The 13,977-nt window shown below is 58.1% G+C and carries 12 protein-coding genes; 10 read left to right on the forward strand and 2 right to left on the reverse strand.

Annotated elements, in window-relative coordinates:
- Positions 1 to 126: 126 nt before the first annotated feature.
- On the forward strand, positions 127 to 1,680 hold the full coding sequence (gene guaA / locus RIC05_RS02895; RefSeq protein WP_350044062.1) for a glutamine-hydrolyzing GMP synthase: 1,554 nt from the start codon (positions 127 to 129) through the stop codon (positions 1,678 to 1,680).
- Positions 1,681 to 1,995: 315 nt separating this feature from the next.
- Positions 1,996 to 3,249, forward strand: a complete 1,254-nt coding sequence (locus RIC05_RS02900) for a tyrosine-type recombinase/integrase (protein WP_350046243.1) — start codon at positions 1,996 to 1,998, stop codon at positions 3,247 to 3,249.
- Positions 3,250 to 3,255: 6 nt separating this feature from the next.
- Here the strand turns inward: RIC05_RS02900 and RIC05_RS02905 are convergent, their stop codons facing one another.
- Entirely contained in the window at positions 3,256 to 3,594 is a 339-nt protein-coding gene (locus tag RIC05_RS02905) for a helix-turn-helix transcriptional regulator (protein ID WP_502989533.1), read from the reverse strand.
- A gap of 164 nt (positions 3,595 to 3,758) precedes the next feature.
- The gene (locus tag RIC05_RS02910) at positions 3,759 to 4,643 is read right to left on the reverse strand and encodes a helix-turn-helix domain-containing protein (protein ID WP_350046242.1); all 885 of its coding nucleotides are present in this window, start codon (positions 4,641 to 4,643) and stop codon (positions 3,759 to 3,761) included.
- Positions 4,644 to 4,964: 321 nt separating this feature from the next.
- Between RIC05_RS02910 and RIC05_RS02915 the strand changes: the two genes are divergently transcribed.
- From RIC05_RS02915 to RIC05_RS02950, 8 genes are all read left to right on the forward strand, one after another.
- Positions 4,965 to 5,786 carry a DUF2285 domain-containing protein gene (locus RIC05_RS02915; protein ID WP_350046241.1) on the forward strand — a complete coding sequence of 274 codons (822 nt, stop codon included), beginning with the start codon at positions 4,965 to 4,967 and terminating at the stop codon, positions 5,784 to 5,786.
- A 50-nt stretch (positions 5,787 to 5,836) separates the two neighbouring features.
- On the forward strand, positions 5,837 to 6,358 hold the full coding sequence (locus RIC05_RS02920) for a thermonuclease family protein (RefSeq protein WP_350046240.1): 522 nt from the start codon (positions 5,837 to 5,839) through the stop codon (positions 6,356 to 6,358).
- Positions 6,355 to 7,200, forward strand: a complete 846-nt coding sequence (locus RIC05_RS02925) for a hypothetical protein (RefSeq protein ID WP_350046239.1) — start codon at positions 6,355 to 6,357, stop codon at positions 7,198 to 7,200. Before RIC05_RS02920 ends, RIC05_RS02925 begins: the two co-directional genes overlap by 4 nt.
- 222 nt (positions 7,201 to 7,422) lie before the next feature.
- Positions 7,423 to 8,436, forward strand: a complete 1,014-nt coding sequence (locus RIC05_RS02930) for an SMODS domain-containing nucleotidyltransferase (RefSeq protein ID WP_350046238.1) — start codon at positions 7,423 to 7,425, stop codon at positions 8,434 to 8,436.
- Between the two features lie 4 nt (positions 8,437 to 8,440).
- Entirely contained in the window at positions 8,441 to 10,168 is a 1,728-nt protein-coding gene (locus tag RIC05_RS02935) for a ThiF family adenylyltransferase (protein ID WP_350046237.1), read from the forward strand.
- Complete coding sequence (locus RIC05_RS02940; protein WP_350046236.1) at positions 10,158 to 10,655, forward strand: Mov34/MPN/PAD-1 family protein; 498 nt, start codon at positions 10,158 to 10,160, stop codon at positions 10,653 to 10,655. The genes RIC05_RS02935 and RIC05_RS02940 overlap by 11 nt, the downstream gene beginning before the upstream one ends.
- Positions 10,652 to 11,377: a DUF6602 domain-containing protein gene (locus tag RIC05_RS02945; RefSeq protein WP_350046235.1), complete on the forward strand. Its 726-nt coding sequence runs from the start codon at positions 10,652 to 10,654 to the stop codon at positions 11,375 to 11,377. The genes RIC05_RS02940 and RIC05_RS02945 overlap by 4 nt, the downstream gene beginning before the upstream one ends.
- A gap of 475 nt (positions 11,378 to 11,852) precedes the next feature.
- Complete coding sequence (locus RIC05_RS02950) at positions 11,853 to 13,913, forward strand: ParB/RepB/Spo0J family partition protein (RefSeq protein WP_350046234.1); 2,061 nt, start codon at positions 11,853 to 11,855, stop codon at positions 13,911 to 13,913.
- Positions 13,914 to 13,977 lie beyond the last annotated feature (64 nt).

Here is a 13,977-nt window from a genome sequence, read left to right on the forward strand (position 1 = left end):
AAATGTCCGGTTTCAGGGCAAAAGATTTTCGAATGCATCATTGGGGGACCATCTGCGCCGGGTTGCCCATCATGATGGTTTGGCGTATGTACGGCGCAACCCCATCTTCGACGGAGATACGGCCCGATGACTGATCGCGTGCTGATTATTGATTTCGGATCTCAGGTCACCCAGCTTATTGCACGTCGTGTACGTGAAAGCGGTGTCTATAGCGAGATCCATCCTTTTAATAACATCTCGGATGAATTCCTTGATGAATATGCCCCAAAGGCCGTGATCCTTTCGGGTGGCCCGGCGTCTGTCCATTGGGACAAGGCACCTTCCGCCCCGACCAAGGTGTTTGAGCTTGGCGTTCCGATCTTAGGCATTTGCTATGGTCAGCAGACCATGGTCAACCAGTTGGGCGGCAAAGTCGCAACATCTGACCATCGTGAATTTGGCCGCGCCTTTGTCGACGTGATCGAAGACTGCGCGCTGTTTACCGGTGCGTGGGCCGAAGGTGCCCGCGAACAGGTCTGGATGAGCCACGGTGACCGCGTTGACGCATTGCCGGATGGTTTCCGCGTTGTTGGTAAATCTGAGGGCGCACCGTTTGCCGCCATCGCCAATGACGAGAAGAAATTCTATGCGGTTCAGTTCCACCCGGAAGTGGTCCATACCCCGCATGGCGCACAGCTGCTTAAGAACTTCACCCACGGTGTTGCGGGATGTTCTGGCGATTGGACGATGAATGCCTATAAAGACGATGCGATTGATAAAATCCGCAAACAGGTCGGCGATGGCAAAGTCATCTGTGGCCTGTCAGGCGGTGTTGATAGCTCGGTCACGGCCGTTCTGATCCACGAAGCGATTGGCGATCAGTTGACCTGCGTGTTTGTGGATCATGGTTTCATGCGTTCGGGCGAAGCCGATCAGGTGGTGAACCTGTTCCGCGACCATTACAACATTCCGCTGGTTCATGTTGATGCCTCTGACACCTTCATCGGTGCCATCGAAGGCGAGATCGATCCGGAAACCAAACGCAAAACCATTGGTCGTCTCTTCATCGAAGTATTTGAAGAAGAAGCCAAGAAAATCGGCGGTGCTGATTTCCTGGCGCAGGGCACTCTTTACCCTGACGTGATCGAAAGCGTGTCCTTCACCGGTGGTCCGTCGGTTACGATCAAATCACACCACAATGTCGGTGGCTTGCCTGAACGCATGAACATGAAGCTGGTCGAACCGCTTCGCGAATTGTTCAAGGATGAAGTGCGCGACCTTGGCCGTGAGCTTGGCTTACCTGACAGCTTCGTTGGCCGTCATCCGTTCCCCGGACCTGGTCTTGCTATCCGTATTCCGGGCCAGCCGATCACGCGTGAAAAGCTTGATATCCTGCGGAAAGCCGATGCGATCTATCTTGAAGAAATCCGCAATGCGGGTCTGTATGATGCGATCTGGCAGGCCTTTGCGGTTCTGCTTCCGGTGCGCACCGTTGGCGTGATGGGCGATGGTCGGACATATGATTATGCCTGTGCGCTGCGTGCAGTGACCTCAACCGATGGCATGACCGCGGACTTCTATCCATATCCACCAGAACTTCTGGGCCGCATCGCGAACCGGATCATCAACGAAGTCAACGGCATCAACCGTGTCACCTACGACTTCACATCCAAACCACCCGGAACCATCGAGTGGGAATGAAGCCGGTGATTTCAGCGGCTTTCGCGGACTATCGGTATTCTAGCCTATCTCATTGAAAATAAACAATAATATGTTGATATCTATCGGCCTCTATCGCCGACAAGCGAAACATTCTGACGGTATCCCTGACGGTATGTGTTTTGGCCTCCTGGACGCTCGCGCGGCATACCGTCAGGCTGAATTTCCGGTACTCCCCACGAGAAACGCAATTATCATATTGAAATATAACGATAAATATGAGGTTCTTGACGGTATATTTTCTGACGGTATATTTTGATCTTTGATAGATCGAAATTGCCCGAAAGTCGCCCAAACATGTTAACAGACGCTGCTATTAAGCGATTGAAACCGCAAGATAAATCATACAAGGTCGCCGACCGTGACGGTATGTATGTGACGGTCATTCCTTCAGGGGGTATCACCTTCCGCTATGACTACCGGCTCAATGGCCGACGCGAAACGCTGACCATCGGTCGCTATGGCCCGGATGGCGTTTCGCTATCGGAAGCGCGCGAAAAATGCCTCGCCGCGCGCAAGCTGGTGGCGCAGGGCATCTCGCCCGCCCAGAAGAAACAGCGCGAGAAACGCAAACTCTCCGCAACGCCAAGCTTCGGCGAGACCGGCAAGCAGTGGTTCAAGGACGCCAAAATGGCGGATAGCACCCGCTCGATGCGCAAAGCGATTTTCAACCGCGATATCCTGCCCGTTTGGAAAAATCGTCTTCTATCGGAAATCACACCCGACGATCTGCGCGCACTCTGCCTCAAGGTGAAAGAGCGCGGCGCGCCGGCCACGGCCATTCACGCGCGCGACATCGTGAAACAGATTTACGCCTTCGCCATTCTGCACGGCGAAAAAATCGCCAACCCCGCCGATGAGGTTGGCCCCGCGTCCATCGCCACTTTCGCGCCGAAAGATCGCGCCCTCTCGCCCGCCGAAATCCGCCTTATGCTGGCTGAGTTAGAGCAGGTCGCGACCCTGCCGACCATCCGGCTTGGCCTCAAACTTATCCTGCTCACCATGGTGCGCAAAGGCGAATTGCAGGATGCGGTCTGGGATGAGGTCGACTTCGAGAACGCCGTCTGGAGCATCCCCAAGGAACGGATGAAGAGGAAGAAGGCGCACAATGTCTATCTGTCGCGGCAATCGCTCGACATCATGATCGCGCTCAAGACCTGCGCGGGGAACTCGCGTTATCTATTGCCATCCCGCTACGACGCCGACGCCCCTATGTCGCGCGCCACATTCAACCGCGTCACTATGGCCATCATCGAACGGGCGAAAAAACAGGAATTGCCGCTTGAACCCTTCACCGTCCATGATCTGCGCCGCACCGGCTCGACGCTTCTGAACGAACTCGGCTTCAATCGCGACTGGATCGAAAAATGCCTTGCGCATGAGGACAGTCGCTCATCGCGCGGCGTCTATAACAAGGCCGAATATGAACCGCAGCGGCGCCATATGTTACAGGAATGGGCCGACATGATCGACGCATGGGCTTCGGCCAAGAAACATACGCCAACGCTCCATCCGCCCAGCATGGAAGCGATTGCGCTTGATCCAACTTGATTTGGATTATTTGACAGGCCGCGTCTTGCGCAGCCGAACATCGGGCGCAGGTGCTGTCTCAATTTTTCCAGCGTGGGAGGCGCGCCGCCGTTCTTCGATCCAGGCCTCGACCTCGGCCAAATCCCAGACGACACAACGTGGCGTCAAATAAAACCGCCGTGGAAATTCGCCCCGCTGTTCCATCTCATAGATCGTCGTATCAGCCAGCGGCACGATCTGCCGAAGTTGCGTCCGACGAATGGTGCGTCGAACCGAACGCGATGCCAAATGCGGCATGACAGGCAGGGCGTCCCCGCGCTCGTCAGCACATTGCCGTCTGCCTTCGATTTTCTGTCCGTCGTCCATGCTTTGGTCCGCCTACGGAAAGTGTCCCGTGAAATATCGGACCAAAAATCCCACAAATGGGCGAAATCTCTTATATCCTTTATGTGCGCCGATGTTTCCTCAATTACGGATTCCTCGGCAATAGTACCTTGCACCTACACGGCGCGGTCTCGTAGAGCAGATTGTCACCCATTTCTTCTTCGGAATGCTTCCGGGCTCATGCCGGTATGTCTTTTGAACGCCGTTGAAAAATTGCCGAAATTCTCGAAGCCGAGATCCAGCGCGATTTCGGTGATCGATTTCTGGGTGCCCAACACAAGTTCTACGGCAGCGGCCATCACTGTGTTGTGGGCAAATCGGCAGGGCGTCTCACCAAAGCTTTGTTTGAATGCGCGCTGGAAATGGCGTCTGGACAGGCCCGCCGCTGCCGCCAGTTCGTCGACGTTGAATTCCTGCCGCCCATGCGTGCTGATATAATCGAGCGTAAGGCGCTGCTGAGCACTGGTCAGTCCGCCCGCAATCGAAGGCTGCACCGTTCCGCCTGCGCCGAAACACGCCAACAGGTGAATGACAAGTTGCGTGGCGATGGCCTCGGCGCAGGCCCGGAGGTGATGCCCTTTTGCGCCGATTTTACCGCAAAGTGCCGTGCAGAGGCTTTGCACGAGCGCGTCGTTGAGCGCGGCCTGGGGGCGCAGGCGCGGCGCATGGCCTTTGAACTGCTCGCGAACGACGCGATCCACAAAGGCTGGTGTGAACGTAATGATCGCCGCCCGCTGCTCCCCCTCCCACGCCACTTCCATCGGTGTATGTGCGGGCACGATATGAAACTGACCTGCTTCGACGCGATGGCGGGCGGGTTGCAATTCATACGGCCCGCGCCAATCGATCTCGAAGGGTTCATCCTCATGCATGATCAGGGTGACTTGCGGAGAGACCAGGCGCGCGCCTTGCGGATTGGGATGGAACAGGTAGCGGTTAATCACTGCGGCCGGATTGACAAAGCGCCCGAGAAGCTCTGCGAAGGGCAATGGCGCGTCCGCGGAAAAATCGATCATAAAAACATCTGACATATCACCCCCATGAATGCATGAATCCACTTGGGGCAGGCTGCCCGTAATATGACAGGCAACCTGTCTTCCAAGATCAAAGTCTACTTATGCAATCATGGCGCGAATACGGCCATTGTGAGGAAATGTCTGACAATAACTGTCGGATTTACTTAAAACTCTATGAATATTTCGTGGCGCAATTTCAAAAGCTGCGACCCTTTCGCAAAAGCGCGCCCGCCGTTTCCTATCGATAATCATCGATAGAGCGGACGGAAATCATACCAAGGCCAACAAGCATTCTTCCGTCTGCTGATGATGATCACGGCAAGGAGGAATGCTGCCATGTCTGAGGAGAAACCCGAACCGGGCATAAGTCCAAGCGCCGACTGGCGCGAACCCGAACACTATAATCCGTTACTTAACTGCGACCGGCATTGCTGGGCGGGCGAGTGGCTGCGCAGGAACCCGGCGTTCCTCGCTGACCTGCGGGAAGCCCGATGCAACCCGCCCGATGAATCCGGACACATCCTTTGCGATCAGGACTGCCGATTGGCCCGCTGGGGCGTTCGCTGTTGCCGGATCGACGGAGAGATGGCGTTCTTCTGGCTGCCGGAATGCAATCCGCTGGTCTTGCAGGTAGAAGCCAAACCGCACGTCGACCCAGGCAACACATTCGATTGTCGCCAATGCCCTTTGTTCCGCGCCGTCGTACGCGGCGATGACGGCCAGCATCTTTTATTCAGCGACGGCACGCGGCATCTGCAACTCGCGGTGACAGAGGGCGATGCGCTCATCGGCCCGGCACTGCTGAGTTGCACGCTTTGCGGCCTCAAGGATTTCGAGATCAAGCCGCTGACCCTACAGCGCCTGTGCCGCTTGGCGCGCAGTGGACGCTTGCTCAAATCCCTTTACCCACCCGAACGCCGCGCTCGCCGCTGGATCGAGATGCTCCGCGCCTTTGACGGGGCGGCGTTCGGGGCCAGCCAGCGCGACATCGCGGCGGTGCTGTTCGGGGATCGGGCAGTCCGGGAGGATTGGGAGGCCGGCTTCCTGCGTACCCGCGTTCAGCGCCTGCTCTCCGGCGCGAGGACCATGGTGCGGGGTGGCTACCGACGGCTGCTGGACCCAGAGGAAAAGGGACGTCCCGGGCGGGTGAAGGGCTGACAGCCAGAGAGAGGGTCGGTCGGCCCGGAACCCGAAAAAGGAGACCTCCCATGTTTCAACTTGTCAAAGGCAGCGCCGTCATCGGTATGGTGTTTTTCGCCTTGGTGTCCTTCTGGCCCGCGCTCGATAGTGAGCACAAAGGCCCGGCCCGCGTCATCGATGCGGATACCAGCGAGGTGGGTGGCAAGCGCCACAGGCTTTACGGCGTCGATGCCATGGAGATCGACCAGATCTGCCATCGCCGCGATGGTGCCGCATGGTCCTGCGGCAGAGAGGCCACCGCTGCGCTCGCTAAATTCCTCGAAGGCCGGACGGTCAACTGCGATATCTGGCAAAAGAAGACACGCGATGCCTATGGTCGCTTCATCTCGATCTGCTACGCGGGCAGCGACAATCTTTCAGCCTGGGTCGCCAATGAGGGCTGGGCCATCGCCGACCGCGATGCCAACCGCCTCTACAACTACACCAGCCAGGAAGGCATGGCGAAGTTCCTGCGCAAGGGAATCTGGGGCGGCACATTCGATCCGCCCGCCGAATGGCGGCGCAAGCAGCAGGTTGGAGAGCGGCCATGAACGCGCTGTTCCCACCGCCAGCCGATACATCCACCATCAAGCTGCGTGTGCTTTCGCTCGGCGCCGGAGTGCAGTCGACCACGCTGGCGCTGATGGCCGCCCATGGCGAGATCGGGCCGATGCCCGATTGCGCCATCTTCGCCGATACCGGCTGGGAGCCGCGGGCGGTCTATGAGCATCTCGCCTGGCTGACGTCGCCGAACGTGCTGCCCTTTCCGGTGCATATCGTCTCGGACGGCAATATCCGTGACGGGCTCGTGAAGGGCGCGCAAGGCGAACGCTGGGCTTCGATCCCCGCCTTCACCAGATCCGCATCGGGCAAGGTCGGCATGATCCGCCGGCAATGCACAAAGGAACTGAAAATCGTCCCGATCCGCCGCAAGGTGCGCGAACTTATCGGCATCGCAGGCAAACGTTCACCAAATCATCCGGTCGTCGAACAGTGGATCGGCATATCCTTCGACGAGATCGTGCGCATGAAAATGTCGATGGAACCGTGGCAGGTGAACCGTTTCCCGCTCATTGAGATGGGCATGACGCGCCGCGACTGCCTGCGCTGGCTGGAGCGGCACGGTTATCCCGCGCCGCCGAAAAGTTCCTGCATCGGCTGCCCCTATCACAGTGACACTCTATGGCGGCAGATGCGAGAGGAGGATCGGGAGGCCTGGGACGACGCAGTCGCCATCGACCGGATGATCCGCACCGGGTTCCGCAATCTGCGCGGCGAGGTCTTCCTGCATCGTTCCTGCCTGCCGCTCGACGAGGCCGACCTCGATACATTGGCCGACAAGGGACAGCTCGATCTCTTCGCTGACGAATGCGACGGCATGTGCGGTGTGTAGCCGTGTCCCATTTCTATAACTCGGTTATCCGAGACGCATGAATACCGTGAATCGTCCACAAGGTATTTCGGAGATTGAAATGCGCCAACACAGTCCCCAGATACACTAGATATTGTGATTATATACCAGGCAAGGCTACTAGAATTTGCGATTTTTGCGCTTGGCAATCGACGCTCGAAAGTGCTAAAAGCTCAAGAACAGATACAGAACAACGAGAATGCCATGACGCCAAATACCCGATTTACCGAATTCATCAAGGACATCACGCCGAGCGAGACGACTGTCTCGAACTGTCAGAGTGCCCACTCGACTGTGCGCAAGGCGCTCTTGAACGACGAAGAGTTCAAGGACAAGGTGAAACGGGTCTTTCTCGGCGGTTCCTACAAGCGTTCTACAGCCATCCGGCCGAAGACCAAGAACGGATCGACGGAGCGTCCGGACGTTGATCTCTATGTGATGGTCGACGGCAGTCCCTGGGACTCGGACCCGGCGGCGCTAATGGATGATCTTTACGCAGCGCTAAATCGGGCGCGGGATGATCTCGGCATCATTACCATCAAACGGAACAGGTGCTCGATCGCGTTGTCAATGAACAAGGCGGACCTCGATGTCTCGATCCTGCTGGCGCGACAAGACGACAATCTCTATCGGATAGGCAACCGCAATACCGGAGAATGGTACAAGACCGATCCCGAAGAACACACGGACTGGTCGGCCAAGCAGAATTCCCGCTGTTCGGGGCGCTTCAATCCGATGACTCGAATGGTGAAGTGGGCGCGCCGTCAGAACAAGACGGTGTCTCGCCACCCAAAAAGCTTCGCGCTTGAAACGTTCATCGCGCCGCATATCGACGAAAGGGAAACCCATTATGGCCAACTCTTTCACGACTGGTGTCAGGGTTTTCTCGACGCGTACGCGGTCAATCGGCTTTTGGGCTCCTGTCCGGTCCTGGACGACCCCGCCGTACCCGGCGGCGACATCCTTGCCGGCGTGACGAACGATGAGTTCTGCGCCTATTACGACAAGGTCGAGAAGCATCGGGATGACGCCGCAAATGCGCTCGCAGAAGAGGACCAGAACAAAGCGACCGATTATTGGCGCCGGATATTTGGGGAACGGTTCCCGAAACCAAAACAGGCGGATCTCTCCACGAAAAGCGCCGCAATCGGCATGTCACCTTTGAGCTTTACAGCTACGAAGGCAGCGCCGGCGGCGAGACCCGCGAAATTCGCGTGAGCCGATGTGGTGGCTGACGGATCAGACGCGCTTACGAACTGAACGCCAGGCCATTGAGCCGCTCGGCGCCGAATGGTTTCAGAATCCGAACTGGTCCGTCGACGGAGAATTCCGTTTGACCCTGACCTTCGATCTTGTCCTTGCGCGCGGACGTTTCCCGCTCCGCCTGATCTATCACAATACCTTTCCGGTCTCCCCGCCGAGCATTCGTCCGGTAGACGGCGAGACGCGGCTTTCGGGCCATCAATACGGTGCCGGCGGCGACCTGTGTCTCGACATCCGCAATGACAATTGGACGCTGGATGTGACTGGCGCCGACATGATCGAGAGCACCCGGCGTTTGTTGGACGCTGAAGCGCCTGGCGAAGACGGCGCACCTGTTCACGCGCCTTCAGCACACGATTTTCCGGAAACGCTTTCGCTCAGATCCGATCTGACGCGCTTCTATGTCGATCCGATGGCGCGTCTCGTTCTTGCAGGTGACGACATCGACGGTCTGCCAATAGAAATCGGAATTGACCATCGTAGCGGCAGAGCTTTCATGGCGTATCCCCTGTCAATCGGCGGAGACGGCGAGCACGCAAAACCTGTGTTCACGCCGGAACCGCTGAGGAAATCGTGTGCTGTGGAGACTGGCGCCGCCTTCGTAGCCGATGCTCCAACCACGAAGCTACAAGGGATCAAAACGCTCGGCGAACTGCGCAACCTTCTGGGCGCGCGTCTCACTTTCCAGGATGACGCGCATTGGTCTGTATTGCTCAAAGGTTCGGATGGCGGCTTCACATTGCTCAGCCATTTCAAGGATGACGACGAGTTGATGTGCTTCACCACTGTGCTGGCACCGTTCGAGGCGAACCGGTCCGGCGTCGAACTTGCGGATCTTAAAGAGAAAAAGGTCGGCCTAGTGGGCCTCGGATCGCTCGGATCGAAAATCGCCGTCTCTCTTGCACGATCTGGTGTGCGCCGGTTCGAACTGGTGGATGGCGACATTCTCCACATGGGCAATCTGGAGCGCCATGACGGCGACTGGCGGGATGTCGGCAGGCACAAGGCTGATCTGACGGCGCATCGTCTCCGGCTTATTCATTGCAGCATCGAAACCGGTGTCTGGCGAAGCGCCATCGGCGCACAGGTCTCGTCACAAGAGGCGGCGAATGTGAACCAGGCGCTCGCATCCTGCGATCTCATCATCGACGCAACGGCGAACCCCGACGTGTTCAACCAACTCGCGGGCCTGTGCCTTCGTCACAATCGCACCCTGGTTTGGGGCGCGGTCTATGCAGGCGGGGTCGGCGGCGAAATGGCACGGGCGCGGATCGACAAGGATCCGTCGCCCTATGACATTCGCGCGGTCATCAACCAGTATTACGAGACCAGCGACGAGACGCCACCAATTGCTGCGGGACGCGGCTATGACGGGTCTGTGGGCCAAGCCGCGTTGATGCAGGCTTGCGATGCGGACGTTTCCGTATACTCCGCACATATCGCCGCCTTCGCGCTCGATGCGCTGACCGGCGTCGAACCCTCGAATTATGACGCACACGCCTATCTTGTGGGGCTGAAGCGCGGATGGCTGTTTGACGGACCCTTCGACGCCCGGCCTATAGTCGTCGAAGCGCCAATCCGTCGCGCCTTATCCACAGGGAAGGAAACCGCGATAGAGTCGGAATTTATTCAATCCTTATTTCAGGGTGTGAGCAATGAGACTGCGGATACCGAAAATGATCGTTGAACGGTGGGCCGCGGATCTCAAACGGACGGGCGCCAAGGAGATCGGTGGCGTTCTCTTCGGCGAGCAGATCGATGAAGGCGATTTCCGCATAGTAGAGGCGACGCGGCAGAGATTCTGGGGCGGGACCGCAACAACGTTCAAGCGTCGTGGCGGTGGCGCGCGAAAGGAGATCCTCGCGCTTCATGAAAAAGCCGGCGGCGATCCTGAGCGCTTCAACTATCTCGGCGAATGGCATTCTCATCCAAATGCCCCGGCGTGGCCGAGCCTTCAGGACGAGATCACCATGTACAATCTGCTCGCCGACCAGGGCGAGGCCGTGAATTTCCTGGTTCTGATGATTGTGAAACTCGATGAGCGGGAACAGCTCCATATCGGCGCCAGGACCTATCTTGCTTCTGGTCATAAGCTCCCTTGCAAAATCGAAATTGAAGACTTCGCCGTTAAAGTCGAATGCGGCGGGCTAAGTGGCGATGAGGAAAAAGAATGAGCGATTGGTCACTAACGAAGATTTTGTCCGGACTGCATGACGATATTCAGCGGCGTCTGGAGACAGTTCGGGAAACGATGGCACATCCCGGGACAAAGGGCGATGCGAGCGAAGGCGTCTGGAACGGGTTGTTCAACAAGTATCTGCCGGCTCGCTACAAAGCAGACAAGGCGCATGTCGTCGACAGTAAGGGGACGTTCAGCCAACAGATCGATGTCGTTATTTATGATCGGCAGTACTCCCCCTTCATCTTTCACTTTGAGGGACAGATCATTATCCCTGCGGAAAGTGTCTACGCCGTATTTGAAGCCAAGCAGTCAGCCAATCTTGACCATGTTAAGTACGCTCAAGAGAAAGTCCAAAGTGTGCGCCGATTGCATCGCACCAGCCTGCCCATCCCGCACGCTGGGGGAACATATCCGGCAAAACCGCTGATACCGATTTACGGCGGATTACTGACGTTCGAGAGCGATTGGACGCCAGCGATCGGGGACAGCTTTATCAACGCCGTCAAGAAGGATCAGGGAGACGGAAAGCTCGACTTTGGTTGCGTCGCGGCACATGGATATTTTCATTCGGTTGATCAAGCGGGGGAGTATGCCGTGCACGCCGGTGGCAAGCCCGCCACCGCGTTTCTGTTCAAGCTGATTTCACAACTCCAATTCAGCGGCACCGTTCCAATGATCGACGTTCAAGCCTACAGCGAATGGCTGGCAGAATAGCTCCCCTCTTCGCGTGAGCATTACAGCTACTGCCAGTCTTTGCGCACCTAGAACTACTACGCTTTCAAAGCTGTTGCGGCTGATCCATTAACGGTCTTCTTGATGAGCCCCGTAATCCAACGCGGGGTCGCCGATGCTGTTCAGCAATAGAGCGCCGAATGGCCTCTCATGGCGCAACTATATCGCTCCGATGGATGGCGTAAATGGCAAAATTCTACCTTATGCGGTCGCTTCGATAGATGGGATGGACGGGCTCAATCGAGCCGTTCATCACGTCCGACACCGATGGATGCAACGGGTTGGAACCGGTATTCGCTTGCGCGGACCTACGGTTCCGTCTCGGGTGCCAAGCGCGTGGTTTTTACCGCTTGGTCAGGGGCGGTGGCGGCCTGAAAGTGAGAGGGAAGTTCGGGTTTTCCATGAACGGGTTGGAAGGGGAAAGAAGGCTTTCTCCGCCCGTTCTGGAGAAACCGACATGGCAACCCCCAAGAAAATCACCCTGTCCCAGTCCCGGGACATTCCGTTCAACAAGCTGGTGCTCTCAAACCGCAACGTCCGTCGCGTGCAGGCGGGCGTGTCAATCGAGGAACTGGCCGAGGATATCGCCCGGCGCACGCTGTTGCAGTCCCTGAGCGTGCGGCCCGTGCTCGGCGAGGATGGCCAGCCCACGGACCGATATGAGGTGCAAGCCGGCGGGCGGCGTTACCGGGCGCTTGAACTGCTGGTCAAGCAGAAGCGCCTCAATAAGACCGCGCCGATCCCCTGCGTCATTCGCGAGGACGGTATTCTCGAAGAGGACAGCCTCGCCGAGAACGTCCAGAGGCAAGCGCTCCATCCGCTCGACCAGTTTCGCGCGTTCCAGTCCCTGAAAGATCAGGGCCTCGGAGACGAGGACATCGCGGCGCGGTTTTTTGTCACCCCGCAGATCGTCAGGCAGCGTCTGAAACTGGCGTCAGTGTCGCCGAAGCTACTTGAAATCTATGCGGCCGACGAGATGACGCTGGAACAGCTCATGGCCTTCAGCATCGCGGCCAACCATGAGCGGCAGGAGCAAGTGTGGGAGGCCGTGCAGCGCGGCTACAACCAGGAACCATACTATATCCGCAAGTTGCTGACGGAAGACGCTGTTCGGGCATCGGACAAGCGGGTTCGCCTCATTGGCCTCGATACCTATGAAGCCGAAGGGGGCAGCGTCCTACGCGATCTGTTTTCCCAGAATGACGATGGCTGGTTGCAGGACGTGGCGCTCCTGGAACGCTTGGTCACCGCGAAGCTGACCGGTGAAGCTGAGACGATTAAGGCGGAAGGCTGGCGCTGGGTCCAGATCGCCCAGGACTTCCCCTATGGGCATACTGGCGATTTGCGTCGTGTCATGGGCGAAATGCAGCCTCTGTCGGATGAGGAACAAGCAAAGCGCGAAGCCCTGCGCGACGAAATGGCGGAGATCGAGGAGCGCTACTCTGGCACGGACGAGGATCTGCCCGAGAAGGTCGACCGGCGGCTTAGCGAGATCGAGACCAAACTCGACGGTTTCGAAGATCGGCCCGTCATCTACGATCCCGCCGATATCGCTTGCGCGGGCGTGTTCGTCAGCATCGACGGTGACGGTCGACTCAAGATCGAACGCGGCTATGTCCGGCCCGAGGACGAGGCGCAGAATGAGGCCGATGGCGAAGCAGCCGACGCCGACGCCTTCGTCCGCGATCATGTCGAAATCGTCCATGTCGGTGCAGATGGCGAGACCCGGCAGGTCGATCCCGCCGCGCTATCTGGTAATGCGTCTCCAGACGAGGAGGACGAAGGCATCAAGCCACTTTCGGACCGGCTGGTAATGGAACTCACTGCGCACCGGACGCTGGCCTTGCGCGATGCTCTGGCGGGCGACCCGGACATTGCCTTCATCGCCGTGCTGCATGGGCTGGCGCTCCAGACCTTCTACCGCTACGCCACCGATAGCTGCCTGGAGATCACGTGGAAGAGCAGCGGCTTTCCCGTGCAGGGACCGGACCTGAAGGAATGCCCGTCTGCCAAGGCCATCGACGAGCGACACGCCAATTGGGAAAAGCAGCTTCCCGACGAGTCCGACATGCTCTGGGAGTTTCTCTGCGGCATTGACCATGACAGCCGCATGGCGCTGTTTGCCCATTGTGCCTCGCTCGCTGTCAACGCGGTTCATGAGCCCTGGAACCGCGCGCAGGGCCGCCGGCACCATGCCGATCAGCTCGCCTGCGCCGTGTCGCTCGACATGGCCGCCGCCGGCTGGAAACCTACGCCTGAGAATTACCTGAACCGGGTACCGAAAGCGCGGATTCTGGAGGCGGTGACCGAGGCCAAGGGCGATGCCGCGGCCGAACTGATCGATCATCTCAAGAAATCCGACATGGCCGAACAGGCCGAACGGCTGCTTGATGGCACCGGCTGGCTGCCGGAGCCGCTGAGGACGTCCGGTGTCGAGTCCATGAGCGCGCCGAATACGGACGAACCGGAGGTGGCGTCTGACGCCGAGCTTCCGGAATTCCTCACCGCCGCCGAATAAGCGGTCTCAACCCAATTTATCAACTATGGCCCGGTTCACGCCGGGCCTTTTGATTTTCAGGAGA

It is taken from the genome of Thalassospira sp., from assembly GCF_040218635.1.
In the GTDB taxonomy this organism is placed as follows: domain Bacteria; phylum Pseudomonadota; class Alphaproteobacteria; order Rhodospirillales; family Thalassospiraceae; genus Thalassospira.

What these genes read in the sequence shown, in the direction of transcription:
- RIC05_RS02940 (WP_350046236.1), top strand. Translation starts at nt 10,158, where the DNA reads ATGATCGTTGAACGGTGGGCCGCGGATCTCAAACGGACGGGCGCCAAG.
- RIC05_RS02905 (WP_502989533.1), bottom strand. Translation starts at nt 3,594, where the DNA reads ATGGACGACGGACAGAAAATCGAAGGCAGACGGCAATGTGCTGACGAG.
- RIC05_RS02930 (WP_350046238.1), top strand. Translation starts at nt 7,423, where the DNA reads ATGACGCCAAATACCCGATTTACCGAATTCATCAAGGACATCACGCCG.
- RIC05_RS02900 (WP_350046243.1), top strand. Translation starts at nt 1,996, where the DNA reads ATGTTAACAGACGCTGCTATTAAGCGATTGAAACCGCAAGATAAATCA.
- RIC05_RS02915 (WP_350046241.1), top strand. Translation starts at nt 4,965, where the DNA reads ATGTCTGAGGAGAAACCCGAACCGGGCATAAGTCCAAGCGCCGACTGG.
- RIC05_RS02920 (WP_350046240.1), top strand. Translation starts at nt 5,837, where the DNA reads ATGTTTCAACTTGTCAAAGGCAGCGCCGTCATCGGTATGGTGTTTTTC.
- guaA (WP_350044062.1), top strand. Translation starts at nt 127, where the DNA reads ATGACTGATCGCGTGCTGATTATTGATTTCGGATCTCAGGTCACCCAG.
- RIC05_RS02935 (WP_350046237.1), top strand. Translation starts at nt 8,441, where the DNA reads ATGTGGTGGCTGACGGATCAGACGCGCTTACGAACTGAACGCCAGGCC.
- RIC05_RS02945 (WP_350046235.1), top strand. Translation starts at nt 10,652, where the DNA reads ATGAGCGATTGGTCACTAACGAAGATTTTGTCCGGACTGCATGACGAT.
- RIC05_RS02910 (WP_350046242.1), bottom strand. Translation starts at nt 4,643, where the DNA reads ATGTCAGATGTTTTTATGATCGATTTTTCCGCGGACGCGCCATTGCCC.
- RIC05_RS02925 (WP_350046239.1), top strand. Translation starts at nt 6,355, where the DNA reads ATGAACGCGCTGTTCCCACCGCCAGCCGATACATCCACCATCAAGCTG.
- RIC05_RS02950 (WP_350046234.1), top strand. Translation starts at nt 11,853, where the DNA reads ATGGCAACCCCCAAGAAAATCACCCTGTCCCAGTCCCGGGACATTCCG.